At 60.4% G+C, this 24,776-nt stretch carries 15 protein-coding genes; 5 read left to right on the top strand and 10 right to left on the bottom strand.

The features are described 5' to 3' along the window. Both BZ163_RS22505 and BZ163_RS22500 read right to left on the bottom strand, forming a co-directional pair. Entirely contained in the window at window positions 1–1,875 is a 1,875-nt protein-coding gene (locus tag BZ163_RS22505) for a bifunctional diguanylate cyclase/phosphodiesterase (RefSeq protein ID WP_128872646.1), read from the bottom strand. Then, window positions 1,872–4,178, bottom strand: a complete 2,307-nt coding sequence (locus BZ163_RS22500) for a bifunctional diguanylate cyclase/phosphodiesterase (protein ID WP_128872645.1) — start codon at window positions 4,176–4,178, stop codon at window positions 1,872–1,874. The genes BZ163_RS22505 and BZ163_RS22500 overlap by 4 nt, the downstream gene beginning before the upstream one ends. A 256-nt stretch (window positions 4,179–4,434) precedes the next feature. Between BZ163_RS22500 and BZ163_RS22495 the strand changes: the two genes are divergently transcribed. The 3 genes from BZ163_RS22495 (at window position 4,435) to BZ163_RS22485 (ending at window position 7,199) form a co-directional block, all read left to right on the top strand. Beyond that, window positions 4,435–5,814 (top strand): HD domain-containing phosphohydrolase, encoded by a 1,380-nt coding sequence (locus BZ163_RS22495; RefSeq protein ID WP_128872644.1) that lies wholly within the window; start codon window positions 4,435–4,437, stop codon window positions 5,812–5,814. A gap of 292 nt (window positions 5,815–6,106) precedes the next feature. Then, window positions 6,107–6,538: an NUDIX domain-containing protein gene (locus BZ163_RS22490; protein WP_128872643.1), complete on the top strand. Its 432-nt coding sequence runs from the start codon at window positions 6,107–6,109 to the stop codon at window positions 6,536–6,538. Between the two features lie 22 nt (window positions 6,539–6,560). Beyond that, window positions 6,561–7,199 carry a LysE family translocator gene (locus BZ163_RS22485; RefSeq protein ID WP_128872642.1) on the top strand — a complete coding sequence of 213 codons (639 nt, stop codon included), beginning with the start codon at window positions 6,561–6,563 and terminating at the stop codon, window positions 7,197–7,199. A 210-nt stretch (window positions 7,200–7,409) separates the two neighbouring features. Here BZ163_RS22485 and metR read toward each other — a convergent pair whose 3' ends face one another. Further along, window positions 7,410–8,327 carry a transcriptional regulator MetR gene (gene metR, locus BZ163_RS22480; RefSeq protein ID WP_128872641.1) on the bottom strand — a complete coding sequence of 306 codons (918 nt, stop codon included), beginning with the start codon at window positions 8,325–8,327 and terminating at the stop codon, window positions 7,410–7,412. Between the two features lie 120 nt (window positions 8,328–8,447). Here metR and metE point away from each other — a divergent pair, with 120 nt between their 5' ends. After that, window positions 8,448–10,760, top strand: coding sequence for a 5-methyltetrahydropteroyltriglutamate--homocysteine S-methyltransferase (gene metE / locus BZ163_RS22475; protein WP_128872640.1), 2,313 nt, complete (start codon window positions 8,448–8,450; stop codon window positions 10,758–10,760). Between the two features lie 247 nt (window positions 10,761–11,007). On the opposite strand, the gene BZ163_RS22470 is transcribed toward metE, so the two are convergent. Continuing rightward, window positions 11,008–16,542 (bottom strand): dermonecrotic toxin domain-containing protein, encoded by a 5,535-nt coding sequence (locus BZ163_RS22470; protein ID WP_256579089.1) that lies wholly within the window; start codon window positions 16,540–16,542, stop codon window positions 11,008–11,010. A 224-nt stretch (window positions 16,543–16,766) separates the two neighbouring features. On the opposite strand from BZ163_RS22470, the gene BZ163_RS22465 reads away from it, so the two are divergent. Beyond that, window positions 16,767–17,798: an alpha/beta fold hydrolase gene (locus tag BZ163_RS22465; RefSeq protein ID WP_128872639.1), complete on the top strand. Its 1,032-nt coding sequence runs from the start codon at window positions 16,767–16,769 to the stop codon at window positions 17,796–17,798. A 149-nt stretch (window positions 17,799–17,947) separates the two neighbouring features. Here the strand turns inward: BZ163_RS22465 and BZ163_RS22460 are convergent, their stop codons facing one another. The 6 genes from BZ163_RS22460 to BZ163_RS22435 form a co-directional block, all read right to left on the bottom strand. After that, on the bottom strand, window positions 17,948–19,276 hold the full coding sequence (locus BZ163_RS22460) for a sigma-54 dependent transcriptional regulator (protein ID WP_128872638.1): 1,329 nt from the start codon (window positions 19,274–19,276) through the stop codon (window positions 17,948–17,950). After that, the gene (locus tag BZ163_RS22455; protein ID WP_128872637.1) at window positions 19,273–21,174 is read right to left on the bottom strand and encodes a sensor histidine kinase; all 1,902 of its coding nucleotides are present in this window, start codon (window positions 21,172–21,174) and stop codon (window positions 19,273–19,275) included. Before BZ163_RS22455 ends, BZ163_RS22460 begins: the two co-directional genes overlap by 4 nt. A gap of 225 nt (window positions 21,175–21,399) precedes the next feature. Next, complete coding sequence (locus BZ163_RS22450; RefSeq protein ID WP_128872636.1) at window positions 21,400–22,134, bottom strand: amino acid ABC transporter ATP-binding protein; 735 nt, start codon at window positions 22,132–22,134, stop codon at window positions 21,400–21,402. Beyond that, on the bottom strand, window positions 22,131–22,802 hold the full coding sequence (locus BZ163_RS22445) for an amino acid ABC transporter permease (RefSeq protein ID WP_064679493.1): 672 nt from the start codon (window positions 22,800–22,802) through the stop codon (window positions 22,131–22,133). Before BZ163_RS22445 ends, BZ163_RS22450 begins: the two co-directional genes overlap by 4 nt. Beyond that, window positions 22,802–23,548 carry an amino acid ABC transporter permease gene (locus BZ163_RS22440; RefSeq protein ID WP_128872635.1) on the bottom strand — a complete coding sequence of 249 codons (747 nt, stop codon included), beginning with the start codon at window positions 23,546–23,548 and terminating at the stop codon, window positions 22,802–22,804. Before BZ163_RS22440 ends, BZ163_RS22445 begins: the two co-directional genes overlap by 1 nt. Before the next feature lie 189 nt (window positions 23,549–23,737). Further along, window positions 23,738–24,652, bottom strand: coding sequence for a glutamate/aspartate ABC transporter substrate-binding protein (locus BZ163_RS22435; protein WP_128872634.1), 915 nt, complete (start codon window positions 24,650–24,652; stop codon window positions 23,738–23,740). Window positions 24,653–24,776 lie beyond the last annotated feature (124 nt).

The raw sequence follows: 24,776 nt of genomic DNA, 5'->3' as shown, positions 1-24,776 counted from the left end.
TCACATGAAGACGGAGGAAGAGGGCTGCACCGATTGCAGGTACCGGACGAATGCGTCCGGCTCCACGGCTTTGCTGAAGTAGTAGCCCTGGCCTTCCTCGCATTGATGGGCCTTGAGGAAATCCAGCTGTTGGAGGGTCTCCACCCCTTCGGCAATGATGGTCAGCTTGAGGCTGCGGCCCAGGCTGATGATGGCGCTGACCAGCGCGGCGTCGTTGCTGTCGCTGCTCAAGCTGCGAATGAACGACTGGTCGATTTTCAGCACGTCGACGGGAAAGCGCCGCAAGTAACTCAGGCTGGAATAACCGGTACCGAAGTCATCGATGGCCAGTCGCACCCCCAATGCCTTGATCCGGTTCAGGGCGGTCACGGTGGCATCGATGTTTTGCATCAACACGCCTTCGGTGATTTCCAGTTCGAGCAAGGCCGGCTCCAGACCGGTGTCCTTGAGTACCTGTTCGATGCCGTCGACAAAGTCCCGTTGGCGAAAATCGATGGCCGATACATTGACCGACATGCAGATTTTCGGCAGCCCGGCCGCCTGCCACAAGCAGGCTTGTCGACAGGCCTGGGCCAACACCCATTTGCTTAACGGGACGATCAGGCCGCTGTCTTCGGCCACGCCGATAAAATCTGACGGGTAGACGCAGCCATGCCCCGGTTTATGCCAGCGGATCAAGGCCTCGGCACCGACTACCTGACCGCTGCCCAGATCCAGTTTGGGTTGGTAATGCAGGACAAATTCGTTGCGCTCCAGCGCCAGGCGAATGCCCGTCTCGATGCTTTGCTGATCCCGGGCGCGCTGGTTCATTTCGTCGATGAAAAAACTGAAGTCGTTCGGGCCGCTTTCCTTGACGTTGCGCATCGCGGTTTCGGCTTTCTTGATCAGCGAGATCGCATCGAAGCCGTCGTCGGGATAGACGCTGATGCCCAGGCTGGCGGTGACGCTCAGGTCGTGGCCGGCGATGTGCTGGGGCGCACGGATAGCCTTGAGGAGTTTTTCGGCGATGACCGTGGTCTGCTGGGGGTGGCGGATGTCGGCGAGGATCACCACGAATTCGTCCGAACCGTAGCGGAACACCGAGTCGGACTCACGCACCGAGGCCACCAGATTGCGCCCGACCTGCTTGAGCATCTGGTCACCGGCCGGATGGCCCAGTGCGTTGTTGATGCGTTTGAAGCGGTCGAGCCCCAGAAACATCACCGCCAGTTGCTTGTCATGGCGCCGGGACAGCGCCAGCGACTGGTTCAAGCGGTCACCGAGCAACGTGCTGTTGGGCAGCTCGGTCAGGACGTCGTACTGCAACAGATGCGAAACCTTGAGCAGTTCGAGGACCCGGGCCTCGATGGTTTGCTCCAGGCTCAGGACTTTAATGGCCGCGTCCTGCGTCATCTGCCACTTCCAGGTCAGGGCACTGGCCATCTGCCGGATTTCCAGGCTGTCGAAAGGTTTTTTCAGCACCAGCAACTGGTCGCCGAATTCCAGCCGCTCCGCCATGTCTTCCCAGCTGTAATCGGAATAGGCGGTGCACAAGGCAATTTGCAGGTGTGGGTCGGCCTTCCACAGCTGTTCGATGGTCTCCAGGCCATCCCAGCCCGGTGGCATGCGCATGTCGATGAAGGCCATGGCATAAGGTCGACCTTCGGCCAGTGCGCACTGGACCTGTTCGAGGGCTTCCGAACCCTGGTAGGCCGAGTCGAGCTGAAACGACAGTCGATCTTGCTGCACGGTGCCGAACAGGGCTTCTTCGGTGCCGGCCAGGGCTTGTTCATTTTCGTTTTGCGCGCCAAGGATCTTGCGAAAATCCTCATGGATCGAGGGCGTATCGTCGATGATCAGAATGCGCCGGTTGGTTCGCACGAAAGGGGTTTTCATTTTTTGTCCCCGGTGGCGCGTTGCGGGTTGTCGTGCATCGGCCCCAGGTCGTGGCTCGCGGGCGCGATACTGCCGGCCTTCAGCAGCTCGGCGGCCTGCTGGCTGCTGACGGCTTCGCTGAAGTAATCGCCCTGGGCGTTCATCGGCGAGCCGGTGGCCATCAGCGAGTTGCGCTGCTCCTGCGTTTCGACGCCCTCGGCAATGATGCCGATCCCTACCTCCCGGGCGAAGTTGATGATGGCGCGCAAGGTGTTCGCGCATGCCGGGTCGCGGGCCGCGGTGTCGATGAAGGCCTGGGCGAGTTTCAGGTGATTGACCTGATAGGTCTTGAGGTAGTCGAAGGAGGAATACTCGGTGCCGAAGTCGTCGATGGCGATCTTCACCCCCAGCTCACGCAGGCGTGGCAACACATCGTTGTGGGTCCATTTGGTCTGGGCCAGCGTCGCTTCGGTGACATCGAAGCGCAGGTCCCAGGGGCTCAGTTCCCAGCGCGCGGTGGTGCGCAGCACGTCGTAGATCAGTTCGGGACCACTCTTGAGCTGGGCCAGGGACAGTTTGATCGCGATCACCGGAGGTGCCATGCCGGCGTCGCGCCACTGGCGCATTTGCCTGCACGCACGATCCAGCACCCAGTGACCGAGGGCGACGATGGCGCCGGTCTTTTCCGCTGCGGGCAGAAATGCCGAAGCTTCCAGCAGCCCGCGTTCCGGGTGGTTCCAGCGGACCTGTGCTTCCATGCCGAGGATCCTGCCGCTGCTCAGGTCCACTTCCGGCCAGTAATGCAGTTCCAGTTCCTCGTGTTCGATGGCTTCTCTCAAGTCGCTGGCGATGGCCATGCGCTCGACCACCTCCTGATTGATCTCCTCGGAGTGGAAGTGGTACTGGTTGCGCCCCTTTTCCTTGGAGCGATACAGCGCCATGTCGGCCTGGGTCAGCAGCCCGTCGGCACTGGTGCAGGCCGGGCTGTAGCTGCTGATGCCGATGCTGACCGAGACCCGCACATCGTTGCCGGCCAGGGAGTAGGGCGACACCAGCGCATCCCGGACCTTGGCGGCCAGCCCTGCGGATTGGGTCGGGTCACTGACATCCAGTTGCAAGATTGCGAACTCGTCACCACCCAGGCGTGCGACCACATCGTTTTCCCGCACACAGGCCTTGATTCGGCGTGCAACCTCCTGCAGTAACAGGTCGCCCACCGGGTGACCCAGGGAGTCGTTGATGCGTTTGAAGTGATCCAGGTCCAGGTAAAACATGGCGAAGGTGGCGGCGCCCCGTCGCGCGGCAGCGAACGCCTGGTGCAGCCGTTCGATCAGCGTCGCGCGGTTGGCCAGCCCGGTCAGCCCGTCGGTGCGGGCCAGCAGGGCGATTTTCTCCTCGGCCATTTTGCGCTCGGTGATGTCGATGATGATGCCTTCGACTTCCAGCAAGCGGCCCTCATTGTCGCGTACCGGGATGTAGCGGTTTTCCACCCAGCGCCAGGCGCCATTGCCGGTGCGCATCCTGAACTCGATGGAGGCGCCCGCCGCATGGCGGTCGAGCACCCGGGCCATGGCAGTGTCGACTTTCGATTGATCGTCGGGATGGATCAGCTCCTGGGCCCAGTTGGCCGACGCCACGAGCGCCGCGGCAATGTGCCCGTATTTGGTGATGTTGTGGGAGATGTACATCAACGGAAACGACGGCTCGCCCCGCAACCGATACAGGATGGTCGGGCTGTTCTGCACGATGATATTGGCATCGGACAGCTCCCGGGTGCGTTCCTCGACGGCCTGCTCCAGCAGGGACATTTTCAATGCCGCGTCTTCGGTCATCTGCCATTTGGCGGTCAATGCGCTCGCCATCTGGCGGATTTCGATGGCATCGAAGGGTTTTTTCAGAATCAGCAAGCGATCGCCCAACTCCAGGCGCTCGTCGATGTCTTCCCAGGAATAGTCGGAATAGGCGGTGCAAAGCGCCACCTGCAGCTTGGGATCGACCTGCCACAGCCGTTCGATGGTCTCCAGCCCGTCCCAGCCCGGTGGCATGCGCATGTCGATGAAGGCCATGGCGTAGGGCAGGTCGTTGGCCAGCGCGGTCTCGACCTTGTCCAGTGCCTGGAGGCCCTGAAACGCCGAATCGAGCAGGAAACTTTGCAGTGAAATCGCCGCGGAGGTGCCGAACAGGGCATTTTCGGCGCTGACCAGACTGTCGTCGTCGAACGTGGCCGGACTGAGAATCTTCGCGAAGTCGGCATGAATCGAAGCAGTATCGTCGACGATCAGAATTCGCCGGTTGGTCCGCGCCAGCAATGAATTCATCGACATGCGCCGGGACTGGCAGCTTTACGGTGGGGTGTGTCCATAGCGGGGCATCCTTTCCCTGATCACCTGGCCGAACGTACAGATTATGGATCCGAGTCAGCTGAGCATAGACCTCTGTCCGGCACTTCGCGCTACTGAATCAACCGAATCATTTCCGGATCACGTGCAAAATCATCTAGCCTGAAGCTCGGGCTCCGACAATAGGGAATGGTTGTTCGGATCCTGACTGCGATACAGCCGTTTCACTCGAGGTGACGCCATGGAAGAGCAACTCCCCACGACATTGACCGATAAACCCAAAGTGTTGCTGGTCGATGATGAGGCGTCGATCCTCAACAGCCTGCGTCGTCTGTTGCGCGGCCAACCCTATGACGTGCTGCTGGCCACCAGCGGTGCCCAGGCCCTGGAGATTATGGCGCAACAGTCCATCGACCTGGTGATGAGCGATGCGCGCATGCCCAATATGGACGGCGCCACGCTGCTGGCCCATATCCATCAGCGCTACCCCGACACCACCCGGATCATGCTGACCGGTTACGCCGATCCGACGGTCATTATCAAAGCCATCAATGAAGGGCAGATTCATCGTTACATCAGCAAACCCTGGCACGATGAGGAGATGCTGCTGACGTTGCGACAATCCCTGGCCTACCAGCACTCCGAGCGTGAACGCTTGCGTCTGGTGCAGGAGACGCGGGATCAGAACCAGCAATTGAAGCTGCTCAATGCCACCCTCGAGAAACACGTCGCCGCCCGTACCGCCGAGCTGCAGCAGACCGCCGACATGCTCGACCTGGCCTACGAAGAACTCAAGCACAGCTACGTCACCAGCACCGAGGTGTTCTCGCTGCTGGCCAACCTGCGGTTGGCGCCGGCCAAACAGACCAACCGCCAGATCATCGAGCTGGTGCGGGTCTACTGCCAACGGCATGACCTGGACGAAGGCACCCGTCGCGACCTGACCATGGCTGCGGCGCTCTACAACATCGGCAAGCTGAGCTGGACCGACAGCATGATGACCGCGCCGGCGGACCTGCTGCACCACAACGATCGGGAACGCTACCGCGGCTATCCAAAACAGAGCGAGTCGCTGTTGATGACGCTCGAGCCGATGAAGGATGCGGCGCGGCTGATTCTTCACCATCAGGAGCGTTGGGATGGCAATGGCTTTCCCGACCGGCTCAAGGGCGAGGCGATTCCGTTCGGTTCACGGCTGCTGAAACTGGCGGTGGATTTCATCGAGTTGCAGCGTGGGCTGATTCTCGAGCGGCAGATGAACAGCGATGAAGCATTGGTCTATATCCGTAACTATGCCGGGCGGCTCTACGATCCCGGGATGGTGGAGGATTTCATCCAGGTCTGTGCGGCGTACCTGAGCGATGTTTCGTTGGCCGATCCTTCGGTCAAGGTGCTGACCACCCGGGACGTGGCGGCGGGCATGATCCTGGCGCGCAACCTCAATGCCGACAACGGCATGTTGCTGCTCAACGCCGGCAAGGTGTTGAACGGGGCGCTGGTGGAAAAGCTGATCGCTTTCGAAGCCATGGAAGGGGCGAAGTACGCCATTTTTGTGAAGTTACCTGAGGATCTGAACGGCGCGACTCTCGAGGCAGACAAGGCGGCCCCAGCCCTGCATTGACCCCCCCTGTAGGAGCTGGCTTGCCAGCGAAGGCGGCCTCAAGCCAACGCAAACCTCAAGGCCTGCGCAAACCTAGGCCAACGCAAACCTCAAGGCCAGCGCAAACCTCAAGGCCAGCGCAAACCTAGGCCAACGCAAACCTCAAGGCCAGCACAAGCCTCAAGGCTATTGCAATCCTCAAGGGCCTCTTCGCTGGCAAGCCAGCTCCTACAGGGGGCGTGTTGTTCATGGGTTGCCCGGCACTCACCCTCATGTGATCCTTGCGCGTTTTACCCAAGGCCAGATCTGCCCCATGACCCTATCCAGCGTCTCGCCCCGCCTCATCCGCATCGCCGCCGCCCTGTTGATCGGCCCCGACGGGCGCACACTGCTGGTCCGCAAGCGCGGTACCGAAGCCTTCATGCAACCGGGCGGCAAGATCGAAGCCCATGAGCGACCGGTGCACGCCCTGGCCCGAGAACTGGATGAAGAGCTGGGCCTGGTCATCGATCCGGCGCAGGCCACCTACCTTGGGCAATTTTCGGCACCGGCCGCCAACGAGCCGGGTTTTGTCGTCCAGGCCGAACTCTTTCAGCTGACTATCGATTCAGCCGTATCCCCGGCGGCAGAGATCGAAGAGGTGTGCTGGATCGACCCGGCCACCGACGGCGATCTCATCCTGGCGCCATTGACACGGGACCTGATCCTGCCGTTTTATCGAGCCTCGCTGACCGCGATCGCCTGATCATTCACGCCGGGGAACTGCCATGATCCCGCTTCAAGACCTGCTGATTTTCGCCGCCGCCGCGTTGCTGATGGTGCTGACACCGGGGCCGAATATGATCTACCTGATCTCCCGTTCGATCTGCCAGGGGCGCAAGGCCGGAGTGACTTCGTTGCTCGGCGTGGTCGCGGGATTCTTCGTGCACCTGTTCGCGGCGGCTGCCGGTTTGACCGCCGTGTTCCTCGCGGTGCCGTTGGCTTATGAAGTGCTGAAGTGGGCCGGCGCGCTGTACCTGATGTGGCTGGCCTGGCAGGCGGTCAAGCCGGGGGCGCGTTCACCTTTCGAGGCGCAGCAATTGCCGCCGGACTCGTCGCGCAGACTGATCGCCATGGGCTTTTTGACCAGCGCTCTGAATCCGAAGATCGCGGTGTTTTACCTGTCGGTGTTTCCACAGTTCATCACGCCTGAACATGGCTCGGTGTTTACCCAGAGCATCCTCCTCGGCCTGACCCAGATCAGCGTCAGTTTCTGCGTCAATCTGCTTATCGCACTGTTCGCGGCGGGCATTGCCTCCTGGTTCGTCAACAACCCGACCTGGCTGGCGCTACAGCGTTATTTCATGGGGTTCGTGCTATCGGCGCTGGCCGTGCGGCTGATGCTTGAGCAGCGACGCACCGCCTGAACCTGCGGATTGAAAGGCTGGATGCCAGTCATGCCCTGGACTATCGGGCACCGCTGGCGGTTCGGGGGTGGGCGAGAAGGAGAAATATGAACACCACAGACCCTTGTAGGAGCGAGCTTGCTCGCGATGGACGTGAGGGCGCCGCGTTAAACCAGGCAGCCCGCGTCATCGTTAACGTCCATCGCGAGCAAGCTCGCTCCTACAGGGGGGTCAGCGAGCGGCGCTGACGCCATCCAGGGTCGAGAACGAGGTGTCCTTGGCCGTCAGCAAGAAATCGCGCATGTACGGCGCGTCCAGCATGTCGGCACGAATCCCTGCATACAAGGTTGCAAACAAGCCCTTCTCACCGAGGCGCTTGGCCTTCACATAACCCCGTGAGCTGTATTCATGCAGCGCCCAATGCGGCATGCCGCACACCCCGCGTCCGCTGGCCACCAGTTGCATCATCATTACCGTCAGTTCCGAGGTGCGGACCTGGGCCGGTTCGATGTCGGCCGGTTCCAGGAAGCGGGTGAAGATGTCCAGCCGGTCACGCTCCACCGGGTAGGTGATCAGCGTTTCCGTCAGCAGATCTTCCGGGACGATGTAGGCCTTGCCCGCCAGACGGTGCTGGTTGGCGACCGCGAGCATCGCTTCATAAGTGAACAGCGGCACATAGGTGATCCCGGCCAGCTCCAGCGGATCGGAGGTCACCACCAGGTCCAGGTCGCCACGGGCCAGGGCTGGCAGCGGGGCGAAGGAGAAGCCCGAGGCCAGGTCCAGTTCGACCTCCGGCCAGGCGTCGCGGAACTGGTCGATGGTCGGCATCAGCCATTGGAAACAACTGTGACACTCGATCGCCATGTGCAAGCGGCCCGCAGTGCCGCCGGCCAGCCGCGCGATGTCGCGCTCGGCGCCACGCAGCAGCGGCAGGGTGGCATCGGCCAGTTGCAGCAGGCGCAATCCGGCGCTGGTGAAGCGCACCGGCTTGGTCTTGCGCACGAACAGCGGCATACCCATGCGCTCCTCCAGCTCCTTGAACTGGTGGGACAGGGCCGACTGGGTCAGGTGCAGCCGATCGGCGGCATCGACCAGGCTGTCAGCTTCGCGCAAGGCGTGCAGGGTCTTCAGGTGGCGGATTTCAAGCACCGGGGGCTCCATGAGGAAAACTTGTGATCAACACGAAAAGGTTGAGTTTGTCTCATGTTGGGTTAGCTGTCGACAATAGCGCCATGTTTTACCGCATCTTTTACCGAGAGAATTTTCAACATGGCCTTGGCACACACACTGGGTTTCCCCCGCATCGGCGCAGACCGCGAACTGAAAAAAGCCCTCGAAGCCTACTGGAAGGGCGATCTTGACCAGGACGCGTTGAAAAGCGTCGGTCGCCAGCTGCGCGCCAACCACTGGCAAGTGCAGAAAGACGCCGGCATCGACCTGCTGCCGGTGGGCGACTTTGCCTGGTACGACCAGGTCCTCACACACTCCCTGACCTTCGGGGTGATTCCCGAGCGTTTCGACAGCGTCAAGGATCAAGACGGCCTGCCGACGCTCGACACCCTGTTCGCCATGGCCCGTGGCGCTACCGCGAGCTGCTGCGGTGGCGAACATGTCACAGCGCAATACGCCCAGGAACTGACCAAGTGGTTCGACACCAACTACCACTATCTGGTCCCGGAGTTCAGCGCTGATCAGTCGTTCAAACTGAGCTGGGAACAGCTGTTCGATGAAGTCGATGAAGCCAAGGCCCTGGGCCACAACGTCAAGCCGGTGATCATCGGCCCGCTGACTTACCTGTGGCTGGGCAAGGCTAAAGGCGACGATTTCGACAAACTCGACCTGCTGGAACGCCTGCTGCCGGTCTACAACGAAATCCTCGGTCGTCTCGCTGAACAAGGGGTGGAATGGGTGCAGATCGATGAACCGATCCTGACCCTCGATCTGCCGCAGGACTGGAAAAACGCCTTCGAGCGCGCCTATCACATCCTTCAGTACTCTCCGCTGAAAAAACTGCTGGCGACCTACTTCAGCGGTCTGCAAGACAACCTCGGCCTGGCAGTTGGCCTGCCGGTGCAAGGCCTGCACATCGATGCGGTGCGTGCCCCCGACCAACTGCTGCACGTGCTCGATCGCCTGCCGACCTACAAGGTTCTCTCGGTGGGCCTGGTCAATGGGCGCAACGTCTGGCGTTGTGAGCTGGAGCCCGTACTGGCGCAACTGCAATTTGCCCAGGAACGTTTTGGCGACAACCTGTGGGTCAGCAGTTCCTGCTCGCTGCTGCACAGCCCCGTGGATCTGGAGCGTGAAGACAAACTTGATCCGGAGTTGAAAAGCTGGCTGGCGTTCGCGGTGCAGAAATGCGGGGAAATCGCCGTACTGCGCGACGCCCTCAACGATCCGCAAGCGCCCAAGGTACAAGCCGCCTTGGCCGAAAGTCGTGCGATCCAGGCCAGTCGTGCCGAGTCGCCACGTATTCACAAAGCCGAAGTGCAGGCCCGCATCAATGCCATCGGCACCGCGGACAGTCAACGCCATTCGCCGTTCGCCAAGCGCATTGAGCAACAGCGCGCCCGGCTGAAACTGCCGGCGTTCCCGACGACCACCATTGGCTCGTTCCCGCAGACCGCTTCGATCCGCCTGGCACGCCAGGCCTTCAAGCAAGGCAAGCTGTCGGCCAACGATTACACCGATGCCATGCACAGCGAAATCCGCCACGCCGTGCAAGTCCAGGAGCGCCTGGGCCTGGACGTGCTGGTGCACGGTGAAGCCGAGCGCAACGACATGGTCGAGTACTTCGCCGAACAGCTGGATGGTTATGCCTTCACCCGTTTCGGCTGGGTCCAGAGCTACGGTTCGCGCTGCGTCAAACCGGCGATCATCTATGGCGACCTGAGCCGCCCGACCGCCATGACCGTTGACTGGATCACCTATGCCCAGAGCCTGACCGACAAGGTCATGAAAGGCATGCTCACCGGTCCCGTGACCATGCTGATGTGGTCGTTCCCCCGCGAAGACGTCTCGCGCAAAATCCAGGCGCAACAACTGGCGCTGGCCCTGCGCGATGAAGTGCTGGACCTGGAAGCCGCCGGCATCAAGATCGTGCAGATCGACGAAGCCGCGTTCCGCGAAGGCCTGCCGCTGCGTCGGGCGCAATGGCAGGAATATCTGGACTGGGCAGTGGAAGCCTTTCGCCTGACCGCGTCCGGCGTACGGGACGAAACCCAGATCCACACCCACATGTGCTACAGCGAATTCAACGACGTGATCGAGTCCATCGCGGCCATGGACGCCGACGTGATCACCATCGAAACCTCGCGTTCGGACATGGAGTTGCTCGAGGCCTTCAAAGCTTTCGACTACCCGAACGACATCGGCCCGGGCGTCTACGACATCCACTCGCCTCGTGTGCCGGACACGGCCGAAATGGTCAAGTTGATGAGCAAGGCGGTGCAGCGGGTTCCGGCCGAGCGGCTGTGGGTCAACCCGGACTGCGGGTTGAAAACCCGGGCGTGGCCGGAGACCGAGGCGGCGCTGGTGAACATGGTGGCGGCGGCTCGGCAGTTGCGCAGTCAGTTGGCGTAAATAGCCGAAGCTGATCCGGTCACACGAAAAGCCGTTGAACCTGTTGGCTCAACGGCTTCTTTGTTTCAGCGAACACGCGGTAGAACCGGGAGGCGGGCAGCCCGCCCCCCTCGGGCTCAAATCTCTTCGAAGTGCACAACGACGGGTGATCGTTGACCAATATCGGCATAGGGCAGGTCGGCGTCGTCAGCATGGGTCAGAAACCGATGTTCAGGCAATTTCAAGTGGGCTTTTTCGAAATTTCGCATCACTGGTTTTGCGCTGGAGTAGTGGAGTGGGCATACCAAAGCAGTTCGTTTGGCATGATTGTGGTGTTCCATACTTCGTATTCCTGCATATGATCGCTTCGCCCGTGCTTGCGCTTTCCGAGGTTTTTCAGCGGTCTGGTTTTGCGGATTTCCGCGGCGTTCTGGCCAATGAGATCGTCCAACATGCCATCGGTAGGTTTTTTACTGGCCAGCGCCTGGGAGGTGCGCATTTGTCGTCCAATAGTCCTGAGTTCCGTAGCCTTGTCGAGCAGTTCTTGAATGATCGGATTTGTAGCGTCCGTCGTTTCGATGCGCCGGGCGCTACCGGTCAATGTGTCCGCTTCGAATACCATCATGTGCTCCAGGTCGACAGGGAGCGTGTTCTGCCTGGCATAGGCCTGGACTTGGGTTTGATGTGCCGGTAGGTTGTCCAGGCGTTTCCGGGCATCGGAAACCAACGTTGCGAGATCCGTTTGAATCGGTGCCGGTGCCTGAGTTGGCGGGTTCAACAGGCGGAACTTCCCGTTGCTGCCTTGCTCCCAGACGACCTCGGTTCCACGCGGTCCGGTCAGGACGTATTGTCGTGCTTGGGTCGTTTTCTCCAGCCTCTCAGTCCCGATAAGCAATTGATCGTCTTCGGTGATGAAGACTTTTTTGTTGATTTTCCCTACCGGTTTCACGACTGGAGTCCCGCCGACGCCTTTGCGGGCTCGCTCGGTCAACTTATTGATACTCATCAGCAGCGGTTCAACCCATTCCACATGGAAATGCTGAGGATAACTGGCGGTCCAGGCTCGCAAGCCGCGACGGAATTGCGTGTAAACGTCAAAACATTCCTGGAGTATCTTATTACGCTCGTCTCGGGTAACGACGGTTTTCGACAGGTCATGATGCATTAACACGGCCTGATCCATTTGGACGCGCAAATTCCTTGTTTGTCGTTGCAACTCGAGCCAGGACGTATCGGTGGTAGCGTCGACACGCTTGACCATTTCCAATAGATGGCCAATTTTCACAGTCAGCACGGTGACAGTGTTGGTTTGATTCAATGATTCAACTTTCTCTTTCAGTTCTGCGTATCTTATTTCGTCAGGTGTCTTGTTTGTCCCGTGTTTTTTGGGGGGGGTGATTTTACGGAACCATCGATCCGACTGGTTTATCAGTTCCTCTGACTTATCCAGTTCGCTCACGATTTTTACACGTAATGTGCGCACTTTCTCCAGAATGCTCAGAAATTGATCAAGGCTCCCTGACGGCACCGTGTCCAACTCCCGCAAGAGGTCATCAGCCTGCTCCACCAATAGATCAATTCGTTGACCGACAAAGTGGTAGCGCAGAGTGCAGCGGTCAGCCAGCACCCAGGCGCACTCGCTTCGCACACGCACGTCGGCTGCGTTATCGCGTCTGGCCAGGCTCTTCAATTCCTCCAATGCCTCGTATCGCGGAATGACCAAATCGATATCGTTGGCGCACGCAGTATCGGCAGTCTCCACAAGTTGGGAAAAATGTGCTTGCTCAGCTTTGCTCAGTGAACTGAGTTCGGTATCAGGTTGTGGTGTATCGGCGTGCTCTTGAGGATCAAGCTTATAGAGTTTCCGAATTTTTTCGTATTCATCGAGCGCCGCTGTTGTTTGCAATCGCTGTATGTTGTATCGATCGGCAATTTCATTAGTTATGTCTTCCAACTGACCCTCTCGACGATAAGCCCGATCACGCCAAAAGCGTGGCAACCGCTGACGAATAGCCAATGGCCAGATCGGATCGAGCGCATCGGCTAAATGCCCAAGCCTTTGGCCGCCACCGAGCCCGCCGCCTTCGAAAGTCGTCCCATAAACACCGTACCAGGTGTCCCAATGACCCGTTTCGTCCAGGGCAATCGGCTGTTTGTAGGTTTTTTGGGCGTTACCGGACAATCGCCAGTTGCGTGAATCCTGGCTAAGTTCGACCTGGAAGAGGCGTCCCTGGCGTTCGATGAAGTCACCCTCGGCATGTCGGAAAATGCCACGATAGAGGCCGTGAGTGGCGGGTTGCAAACCGGCAAGCGAGAGCGGTTGTTCAAATTCGTAACCGGCGAAGCGTGCCAGCACGTGTCGGGCCTGGCGCTGCGAGACGCCATGCAGCGCCGCCGTATGTCTGACCAGCCTGTGAAGCTGGCGAGCGCGCGCCAGTGAGCGCGCCGCCCTGGTGCCGACCGAGAAGGCTACTTCACCAGGCAGCAGATCCATGGCGGCGTCGATCAGCGACAACAGCACCGATCCCAGTTCCGCCACGCCATCCCCAACCTCGCCGCGCAAAAAGGCGGCCACCGCCTGATTCGCGCTGGTCCAGGCATCGTAGAGGGCAATGGCGCTGCCAATGAAGGGCAGCATGCCCACCGCCATTTTTATGTAGTTGAAGGCGCGCGGGCCTTTCAATGTGTACCGTTCCAAGTACAGGTCGTCGTTGGAGCGCGAGGTGCCGCGATGGGCTTCGAGCAGGCGACCCATATGAGCATCGAGCAGGTGGTCGGCCAGCGAGGTGGTCGTCGGCCAGCGTGTCCCGACCTCGATCATGCCATCGAAGTTTTTCTCCACGGCCTGGTTGATGCGACTGACATGCGCCCTGACGTTACCTTGCAATGTTTTGTGGGCCAGGTAGTCGATCCACTTGTCATTCCCGCACAAGTTGTACAGACCTTTGCGCGCCGCTTCGAGACTGTCGTAGCGGCGCAGGAATTGGCCATCGTGGCTGTCGGGCAGGTACAGCAGGGTGACTCCGCTGATCTGCTCTTCGATAAAGGTCACGCCCGACAGGGTGACGGGACCTTCCCGGGGGGTATCCTGGCCACCCACTTTCAGGGAAACCGGCAGTATGGCGACGCGCTTGCCTGCGGTGGTCCAGGCCTCTGGGGTGTTGGCATCGATGGCGATGTTCAACACCTGTAACTCGTCGCTGTTGATGTGCTTTTGAAGTCGCGCGCATTCACCCTGAATCTTGAGCATCAGGCGCCAGGGTTCGACAAGACTTTCCCGGCGATGCTCCTTGACGAAGACGGATTCGGTGGCTGACCCCTTGAACGCTTCGAGGATCAGCTGTTCGTAAGCCTTGGGCAGATCCAGTTCCGGCAAGACTTTGCGCAGATAAGTCAGATCGATTCCGTTCAGCAAGCGAAGGCGATCTTTGTTCTGCGCCGCGCTGACCTCCAGCCGCATGAAGACTAAACGCTGCGACAGTGAGTCCTGCAGCACCGAATGAACATTATCGATATTGAGCTGCGCCAGGTCTTCGAGCGACATTTTGCTGCGCGCGGAGCCGGGCACGATGACCGTATTCTTCCTGACTCCGCCTGGCCCTGATTCAGACGCTGTTTCAATCGTGGTCGAGTCGGGGAAGTCGACTTGCACGGCAAATTGTCCCTCGGTCGAGAAGTCTTTGCTTAGTCGGGCGTGCAGGTGTTTGCGGGTGAAGTCGTCACGGGGTTCCAGGGCGATTGTCATGAGTTGGTGACTGCGTTGCATCGCCGGGATGTACGCCTCGAACAGGTCCTTGAGCCCGGCACGGTCAGCCTCGGTCAGTTTGCTGAGCCAGTCCGGCAGGTTGGAGGCGAGGGTTGCGCTTTGGTCCTGCTCCAGCAGATGGGCGATGGCCAGGCTTCGGGCGGCGTGTACCGGGACCTGTAAGGTGGCGAGGGATTTTTGACGCAAGATGTCCAGCTGTTCGGCACGTTGCACGGCGTCGGCCGATTCGACGTGACGCTGGCGTATTGCGGCGGCCTGTACTTCGAAGTCGCCGGTCAGTTGCTCCAAGCCATACAGGAGCGAGTCGCCGGTGATTTTTTTCAGCTGCACCGACAGCCCGTCGCTGCGATCGTGAATCTTGAACACCTGGCGTTCCAGCTCGCGACGATTGGCGAACCGTTGCAGGCCACCCCCCGTGCCGGGCCAATAGAGCAGCACGCTGTGTGGCGAGTCGGGGTCGGCGAGCACCTGCGCCCGGGTCATGATAAACGCGCCTTTGAGTGCCTCGGAGGTGACCGTGGAGGTCTCACCTTCCTGGCTGGTCAGCGATAGTGTCAGGCTGGCCGCCACCCTGTCCGGGCCGGGATCGTCGGGCGTATCCAGCAGGGCTTTGAGCAGGCTGCAGTCATCGTCGTCCAGTTGCTCGAGGGCCAATTGCAGTGCGGCTTCGGCATGCAGGCCTGTCTTGTGCGCGCGGTGCAGGGCGGTGAATGCCTGCTGGAACCTGTCCAGGTCCAGTGTGCGTGACCGGTTCAACAAGTCAGAGGCCGCCGTGTCGGCGGCTTGTTCGGCGTTTGCCAGGGCCTTGAGCGAGTCTTTGAACGGTTGCAGGCCCTCACCCTCGCCAACGTCTTCCACCAGTGCTTCGAGCGCATCGCGCTGTTTTTTCACCGTCCTCTGGCGCAAGGACCAGGGGATATCGGCGTACAGGTTGCCGAACAGTGACGTTTCATCGGTCTCGGCAATGTCACCGGCAGCTTCCAGCCTGGGTGGCGAGGCAAAAAAAGTGACGTGATTGCGTTGTCGATCAACCTGGTCGGCCTGGACCAGGGATTGCGCACCATGCGCCGCCAGTCCGGGCTTGCCGCGGGTTCCATGGCGTAAGGCAGTGACCTGAGCCTGCAGGTGAGCCGCAAACAGATCGCTCGAGCCCACGACCAACGGGTTGCTGGTGTTTGCGGTGTACTCAAAGCGCGTGTCATCGCTGGGTAAACCGGTCGGGACGAGTGCCTGGCTGGACAGCCAGTCTTCCATATCGCTGCGTTGATTGAATACCTGGATGGCGACGGGCTTGCTGGGCAGGTACAGCAATTGCCAGCCGCTGGTTGCCTCTGCGGCAGTGATGACCCACGCGCCTGTGAGTTTGATTCTGGCACTGTTGCTTAACACCAGCGCCACTTGCTCGGTATGAATGGGCTTCGCGTTCAGCGCCAACGGCCCGATGGGTGGGTCAATCAGCAACTGCAGGAATGTAAGCTGTTCCTGCGTCAGGGTGTTGCGGGCGACTGCCAGTTGGGCGGCTGCCTCGAAGTGGTTACGGTAAAGCTGAATGACTCGTTCCTGTCGCGATATTGCAGTACCGGGAGCGCGCTGGGCCCAAAAGGTTCGCCAGCGGTCGCCGTGGATTAATACCGGATCGAGTGCCTTGAGTCGTTCGAGCATTTGTAGCGGTGTCAGGGACAACAAGGGGTGGGCTTGCCCCAGGCCGGTCACTCGCCATTGCTGATCAAGCGTTGTTTCTAGCGTCGGGTGTTGCAGGACGAAGGCGCACGCCTGGGTAAAGCTGACAAAACTTTCCGGCTGTTCATCCGTGCCGGCGAAGAGCAAGCCGGCGTGTTGCCCGTTCAGGTCCAGTGATTGTTTCAGCAGTTGGTCGAGGGTGTCGCGGATTGTCGGACTGGCAGCCGCCAGTTCGCGCAAGGCCTGGCTGCTTTCGCGCCAGCGGGCCGAGGCAGTCAGAAAAAGGTTTTCGTCAGGCGATGGCGGCAAAGGAGAGAAGGGGGGCAGGTCAGCCGGTTTCGGCAGCGCGAGGTCCAAGAGCAGTCTATCGGTCATGGCAATATGGCTCACAGTGGCGGAGCGGCGGTTGCGCTCCTTGAGCGAGCCATTTAAGGAGAGTCCTGCGGGGCATTGGCACTACATAGTTACCGCACGGACCATTCAGCGACATTCATCAAACTGTCACGCAACTGTGGCAGCGCGCTTGAACAAATATCATCAGACTCGCGCTCTACTGGGGTTCTGCGTTTTGGTGTTTTTTCATGCGTGCTTTGTTTTTATCGGCGGCCATTTTTCTGGCCGCGCTGTTTAGTCTGCCATCCCTGGCGGCATCTCGTTGTGATGTGAATGTTCCAACCGAACGGGCCGATCTGGCGCAGGTGAGCCTGGCGTACCAGAGCATCGGTCGTGCGTCGGATCCGGCATTGCTCCTGGTCATGGGCCTGGGCGGACAGTTGATTCATTGGCCGGACGAGGTGGTGGTCGCGCTGTGTCAACAGGGTTTCCGGGTGATCCGGTATGACAATCGCGATGTCGGTCTGTCCACCTGGCGGCAAACGCCCGTCGATGCCAACCTGACGTTCGAAGTGCTGCGCTACAAACTCGGTCTGCCGGTGGCCGCGCCATACACCCTGACCGACATGGCTGACGATGCCTTTGGGCTGATGGATGCCTTGCACGTCGAGCAGTTCCACGTGCTGGGTGCGAGCATGGGCGGGATGATCGCCCAGCATATGGCGGCAATGGCGCCGCAACGGGTCGAGAGCCTGACCCTGATCATGACCAGCTCCGGTGCCGAAGGCTTGCCGGCGCCGAGTGCGGCGTTGGTGCAGCTCCTGTCGCGCCGGGGGGCGCCGAATCGCGAAGTGGCGCTCGAGCAGCAGGCCGATTTGCTGGCAGCGCTGGGCAGCCCGACAGTGAGTGACGATCGACAGGCGCTGTTGCAGCAGGCGGCACAGTCCTACGACCGGGCGTTCAACCCCGAAGGCGTGAAGCGCCAGATCATGGCGATCCTCGCCGAACCGAGCCGGGTGGCGCTGCTCAACCAATTGCGACTGCCGACGCTGGTGGTGCATGGCACGGCCGATCCGCTGTTGCCGGTCATGCACGGCGTGCACCTGGCGGCGCATATCCGCGGCAGTCAGCTGAAGCTGATTCCGGGACTGGCCCATCGATTCCAGGAAGCGTTCAAGACGCCGTTGCTGGCGGCGGTGTTGCCGTACTTGCAGGCCCATCGCGAAGATACTTCGCATTGGGCGCAGATTGATCCGGAGCCAGCGCCGAACCTCCTGTAACCCCCCGCAACCCCCCTGTCGGAGCTGGCTTGCCAGCGAACGCGGCGTGTCAGGCGACATCGATGCTGGATGTGCCGGCCCCTTCGCTGGCAAGCCAGCTCCTACAGTTGGATTTCGCCGGGCACAGGATTGGTGTACACCCCGATTCCTCAGTGACTCAACCCATACTTCTTGACCTTGTCGAACAGCGTGGTCTTGGCCATTCCCAGTTCGTGGCTGGCCTGGGTCAGGTTGCCGCCGCTGCGTTGCAAGGCGTCGCCGAGCAGGTTGCGCTCGAAGGCTTCCACCGCTTCGGCGAAGGCCAGGCCCTGATTGTTGCCGTTGGTGCCGGATTTCTTGAAGGCCGGCAGACCGAGGGCGAAACGTTCGGCGACGTTGCGCAGTTCACGCACGTTGCCTGGCCAGTCGTGACTCATCAGATTCGACAGGGTCTGGTTGTCCAGCTCCGGCACCGCGCGGTCGAAGCGCAGGGACGACTGCTGCAGGAAGTGTTCGAACAGCTGCAGGATGTCTTCCCGGCGCTCGCGCAGCGGTGGCAATTCCAGGGTCACCACGTTCAGGCGGTAATACAGGTCGCTGCGAAATTCCCCGGCCTTGCTCGATTCGTCCAGGTCGGACTTGGTCGCCGCGATCACCCGGCAATCCACCGCCACGCTCTGGTTCGAACCGAGACGTTCGAGGGTGCGTTCCTGCAGCACCCGCAGCAGTTTGATCTGCAAGGGCAGGGGCATGCTTTCCACTTCGTCGAGGAACAGCGTGCCACCGTCGGCGTGTTCGATCTTGCCGATCCGCCGTTTGCCGGCACCGGTAAACGCGTTGGCTTCATGGCCGAATATTTCGCTTTCGAACAGGTTTTCCGGCAGGCCGCCGCAGTTCAATGCGACGAATTGTCGGGTATGGCGACGACTGAAATCATGCAGGCAGCGCGCAACCAATTCCTTGCCGGTACCGGTTTCGCCTTCGATCAACACGTTGGCCGAGGTATCGGCGACGTTGGCGATCAGTTCCCGCAGGTTCTGCATGGCCGGCGAGCGGCCGATGATGCGGCCTTCCAGGGAGTCCCGTTCGGCCAGTTGCCGGCGAAGCGACGAGACTTCCCGCGCCAGGCTGCGTTGTTCCAGCGCACGACGGGCGACCTCCACCAGGCGTTCGGGAGAGAAGGGTTTCTCCATGAAGTCGTAGGCGCCTTTTTGCATGGCGCCGACGGCCATGGAGATGTCGCCGTGACCGGTGATCAGCACCACGGGCAGGCTGCGATCACGGGCCTTGAGCCGGGTCAGCAGTTCCATGCCGTCAATGCCCGGCAGGCGGATGTCGCTGATGACGATCCCGGCAAAGTTATTGCCGACACGCTCCAGTGCTTCTTCGGCGCTGCCCACGCCCACGCAGGGAATGTCTTCCAGGGTCAGCGCCTGTTGGCAGCCGAGCAGCACATGGGGGTCGTCTTCGACGATCAGCACACTAAGGTCGTTGTTCATATTGGCTCGGCGTGAAGGGGGCTTACCAACGGTAAACTGAGGACGAAGGAGGTACCACCGCTGGCCGGGTGTTCGACGCCCAGGTGGCCGCCGGTGGCCGCGGCCAGGCTCGCCGACAGCGTCAGGCCGAGGCCCAGGCCCTGTTCGCCGGGTTTGGTGGTGAAGAACGGTTCGAACAGATGCTTGCGCGTCTCGACGTCGATGCCATGGCCATTATCGCGCACACGCAGGCGATACTTGCCGTCGAACACCTCGCCTTCGAGCCACAATTGCGGCAACGGTTGGGCCTGCATCGCATCGAGGGCATTGCCTATCAGGTTGACCAGGATCTGTTCCAGTCGGGTCTGGTCGATCTGCACCTGCACATCGGCGATATCGCGATGCAATTGCAGGTGCGCGCTTTCCACGCGACTGCCAAGCAGTTGCAACGCCGCGTCGACAGCCTTGCCGAGGCTGGCCTGGCCTTTGTCGTCGCCACGTCGGGCGAAGGAGCGCAGGCTGGCGGTAATCCGGCCCATGCGGTCGATCAGTTCGTTGATGGTCTTGAGGTTGGTGCTGGCGACGTCCAGCTGACCGCGCTCGAGAAACCGTACGGTGTTGCCGGACAAGGTCCGCAGGGCGGCCAGCGGCTGGTTCAGTTCATGGGCGATGCTGGTGGACATCTGGCCAATGGCGGCGAGTTTGCCGGCCTGCACCAGTTCATCCTGGGCGCGGCGCAAGGTCTCTTCGGCCATCCGGCGTTCGCGAATCTGGCCCTTGAGCCGTTCGTTGCTGGCGCGCAGGTCGGTGGTGCGTTCGGTAATCCGACGCTCCAGTTGATTGTTGGCTTCCTGCAAGGCTTCCCGGGCGGCGAGGCGGGTGGCGATCACTTTGCGCCGCTCGTTCCAGGCGATCAGCAGGAACGCCACCAGGGCAAACGCCACTGCCACCAGAATCCCCTGATTGATCGCTTCACGCCGCAAATCCTGGAGGGGGGTGAGCAGGGTGAAATGCCATGGGGTGTCGCTCAGCGGTCGGGTTTGCGACAGGTAGCTGATGTTTTCTTCTTCGGACTCCAGCTCGCTGTTGGCCGGGAAGGTCAGTTTTTCCTCGCCTTCAGCCAGTTTTTCCCGGGCCAGCGGTTGCAGTTCGTTCAGCGGGAACCAGTAGTACTGCAGGCTGCGGGCCAGTTTTTCCTTGGTCTCTTCGCTGAGCGGTATCACCGATTTCAGGCGCCGCGCCGGATCGCTGGACAGAATGATGATGCCATTCTCGTCGCTGACGAAGGCCTCCAGGCGTGCCCGCTGCCAACGTTCTTCCATGGCTTCGAGGCGGACCTTGACCACCGCCACGCCGATGATCTTGCCGCGTTCTTCCAGGCCATGGGCCAGGTAATAACCGGGCTCGCCGTTGGTGCTGCCGATGCCATAGAAGCGTCCCGACTCGCCACGAACGGCGTTCTGGAAGTAGGCGCGAAAGGACAGGTCTTCGCCCAGGTAACTGTCGACGTCGCGCCAGTTGCTGGTGGCCATGACGCGGCCGGTGGTGTCCATCACGTAGATGGCCCGACTGCGGCTGCGCCGGTTCAGGCCTTCGAGGTATTCATTGACCGTCTGCCGGTATTCCGGTGACGGGTCGTCCAGCAGCCTGGAAACACTGGATTCGAGTTCCAGCAGGCTGGGCAGGTAGGTGTACTTGCTGATCTCGCTCTCGACGGCGCGGGCGTGCAGTTCCAGCTGACGCTGGCCATTCTCGCTGAGGCTGCGTATCCCATAGTGCTCGCTGATCCAGAAGCCGAGGTAACCCAATCCGATCATCAAGGCGATGACCAGCGGCGGCAGGAACAGGTGGCGAATCAGACGAGGTTTCACGACGAGTGATGGCGGCGCGGCGCGGTAAAGAGTGGGGTCGCATTTCATCACAGATGCCTTGGGTCAACCACAACACTTGATCGTTAGCCACCACCGGCCCCTGTAGGAACCGGCTTGCTGGCGAGGCAGACGACGCGGAGTGTCAGACAGACCGCTTTCGCTTTTGTAGGAGCCGGCTTGCTGGCGAAGGCGTCCTTTCAGACAACAATGATGTCGAATGGAAGGGCCTCTTCGCTGGCAAGCCAGCTCCTGCAGGGGGGAGCGGTGCTCTTCTTAGTGCTGCAGAATCTTGGCGAGGAAGTGCTGTGTCCGTTCGGCGCGGGCGCTGATATCGCCGAAGAACTCCTCTTTCTTGCAGTCTTCGATGATCTTGCCCTGATCCATGAAGATCACCCGGTCCGCCACTTTGCGGGCGAAGCCCATTTCGTGGGTCACGCACATCATGGTCATGCCTTCGTGGGCCAGTTGCACCATCACGTCCAGCACTTCGTTGACCATTTCAGGGTCGAGCGCCGAGGTCGGTTCGTCGAACAGCATGACGATCGGGTCCATCGCCAGCGCACGGGCAATCGCCACGCGCTGTTGCTGGCCGCCGGAAAGTTGCCCGGGGTGCTTTTTGGCGTGGGCCGAAAGGCCGACGCGCTCGAGCAGTTGCAGGGCTTTCTTGGAGGCCTCTTCCTTGCTGCGCCCCAACACCTTGACCTGCGCGATGGTCAGGTTGTCCATGATGCTCAGGTGCGGGAACAGTTCGAAATGCTGGAACACCATGCCCACGCGCGAGCGCAGTTTCGGCAGGTCGGTCTTCGGGTCGGCGATGGAAGTGCCATCGACCACCACATCGCCTTTCTGGAACGGTTCCAGGGCGTTGACGCATTTGATCAAGGTGGATTTGCCGGAACCGGACGGCCCGCACACCACGATCACCTCGCCTTTTTTGACCTCGGTGCTGCAATCAGTCAGTACCTGGAAGTCCCCATACCACTTGTTGACGTTCTTGATAGAGATCATACGGCGAACCTTTTTTGCAGACGCTTGACCAGCTGCGAGGCGGCAAAGCTGATGATGAAGTAGGTGAAACCGGCGAAGATCAGGAACTCGTTGGAGCGACCGATAATATCGCCACTGGCCCGCGAGGCATTAAGGAAGTCGACCAGGCCGACCGCGTAGACCAGGGAGGTGTCCTGAAACAGGATGATGCTCTGTTGCAGCAACAGCGGGGTCATCTTGCGGAACGCTTGCGGCAGGATGATCAAGCGCATCATCTGGCTGTAGTTCATGCCCAGGGCTTGAGCTGCACCCATCTGGCCCTTGGGAATCGACTGGACGCCGGCCCGGACGATTTCGCAGAAGTACGCCGCTTCAAACATCATGAACGCCACGATGCACGAGGCGAACGCACCGATCGGCGTGTCTTCGCCGGTGATCCAGCGCAGCACGAACGGCACCGCCAGGTAGAACCAGGTGATGACCAGCAGCAGCGGGATCGAGCGGAAGTAGTTGACGTAGGCGCCGGCAATGTTCGACAGCAACTTGCTGTGGGACAGGCGCATCAGGGCCAGGATCGTGCCGAGGATGATCCCGCCGACGACGCCCAGCGCCATCAGTTGCAGGGTCATGACCATGCCGTTCCACAGGCCCGGCAGGGACGGGATGATGCCCGAGAAGTCGAATTCCATCATTTACCCCCTACGGAGATCAGGCCAGGCACGGCAACTTTCTTCTCGACGCCGCGCATCAGCAGCATCAGGCCCATGTTCAGGGTGAAGTAGATCAGCGTCGCCAGGGTGAAGGCTTCGAACAGGTTGGCGGAGAACTCGGCGGTCTGCTTGGTCTGCGCCAGCAGCTCCATCAGGCCGATCAGCGAGGCCACGGAGGAGTTCTTGAACACGTTCAGGAATTCCGAGGTCAGCGGCGGAATGATGATCCGGTAAGCCTGGGGCAACAGCACGTTCCAGTAGATCTGCGGCAGCTTGAAGCCCATGGCCCGAGCGGCGGATTCCTGGCCGCGGGGCAGCGCCTGGATACCTGTACGCACTTGTTCGCAAACCCGTGCGGTGGTGAACAGGCCAAGGCACACGACGACGCTGAGGAAGGCCGAGGTGGTCGGGTTCAGGTCCTGTTTGTACCAGTCCTGCAGGTTTTGCGGCAGCAGGTCGGGTACCAGGAAGTACCAGATGAACAGTTGTACCAGCAGCGGCACGTTACGGAAGAGCTCGACGTAGCAGGTCGCGATGCCCGACACGATGCGATTCGGCACCGTACGCATGACACCCAGAATCGAGCCCAGCACCAGCGCGATGATCCAGGCAGCGACGGCGATGGCGATGGTCCAGCCCAAACCGGAGAGGTACCAGTCGAAATAAATCTCGCTGCCCACGCCGGTGGACTTGAAGAACACGCCCCAGTCCCAGTTGTAATTCATTAGGGTCTCCCCTCAGATCGTTCGATGTACAAGTGCCCGCATGGGGAAACTCCGTTCCCGTGACCTTGACGGTCAGGCACACACGAGCGGCTCGACAGCCACCGGTTCGAGTGTTTCCAAAAATGCCAGCAGGGAGTGACCATCCCTGAAAGGGCAGAAGCCCTCTCAGGAGATAAGGTTAGTCAGAAATCAGGACTTCTTGTCGTCAGCCGCTTTATCGGTCGGATTGGCGATCAGGGCCTTGAGCTCGTCGCTCATCGGGAAGTTCAGGTTCAGGCCTTTAGGCGGGATAGGTTGCATGAACCATTTTTCGTAGATCTTGTTGATCTCGCCCGACTTGTAGGTCGCGACGATAGCGTCGTCGACCGCCTTCTTGAACGGCTCGTCGCCCTTGCGGACCATGCAGCCGTAGATTTCGTAGGACTGGGGAGTACCGGTGACAGCCCAGTCATCGGCCTTTTTGGCCTTGGCTGCTTCACCGGCCAGCAAGGCGTCGTCCATCATGAAGGCAACGGCGCGGCCCGATTCCAGCATCTGGAACGACTCGCCGTGGTCTTTGGCGGAGATGACATTCATGCCCATTTGCTTGTCGGCGTTCATCGATTTAATGATGCGCTCGGACGTGGTGCCCGCGGTGGTCACGACGTTCTTGCCTTTAAGGTCGTCGAAATCCTTGTACGCGGAGCCTTTCTTGGACAGCAGGCGGGTACCGATTTCGAAGATGCCGACGGAGAAGGCGACTTGTTGCTGACGCTCGACGTTGTTGGTGGTGGAACCGCACTCGACGTCCACGGTGCCGTTTTGCACCAGCGGAATACGGGTCTGCGACGTCACGAGGTTGTATTTGACCTGGAGGTTGGGCATGTCCAGGTCTTTCTTGATGGCTTCAACGATTTTCAACTGGATATCGTGGGAGTAGCCAACTGGCTTGCCGGAAGCGTCCGCGATATAGGAAAACGGAATGGAAGCGTCACGATGCCCGAGGGTGATGGTGCCGGACTCCTTGATCTTCTTCAGTGTGCCGGTGAGTTCGGCAGCAAAAACTGGAGTGCTAATCAGAGCGGCAGCAATGGCTGCGCCCAGGATATGGGGAACGATGCGCATCAAATTTTCCTCGACATTGTTTTTTTTATGGAGCCAGTTCATCGGCCCTTTTGTGCTTCGAACGGCTGCCGGCTACTGAAGTGTCCGCCAACAGGTATTCGTCCAAGAGTGTAGAGCATGACTC

The sequence above is a fragment of the Pseudomonas sp. VI4.1 genome, assembly GCF_002029345.1.
Classification (GTDB): Bacteria; Pseudomonadota; Gammaproteobacteria; order Pseudomonadales; family Pseudomonadaceae; genus Aquipseudomonas.
The sequence above is the reverse complement of the archived record's forward strand: the minus strand, read 5'-3'. Positions and strand labels throughout refer to the sequence as shown.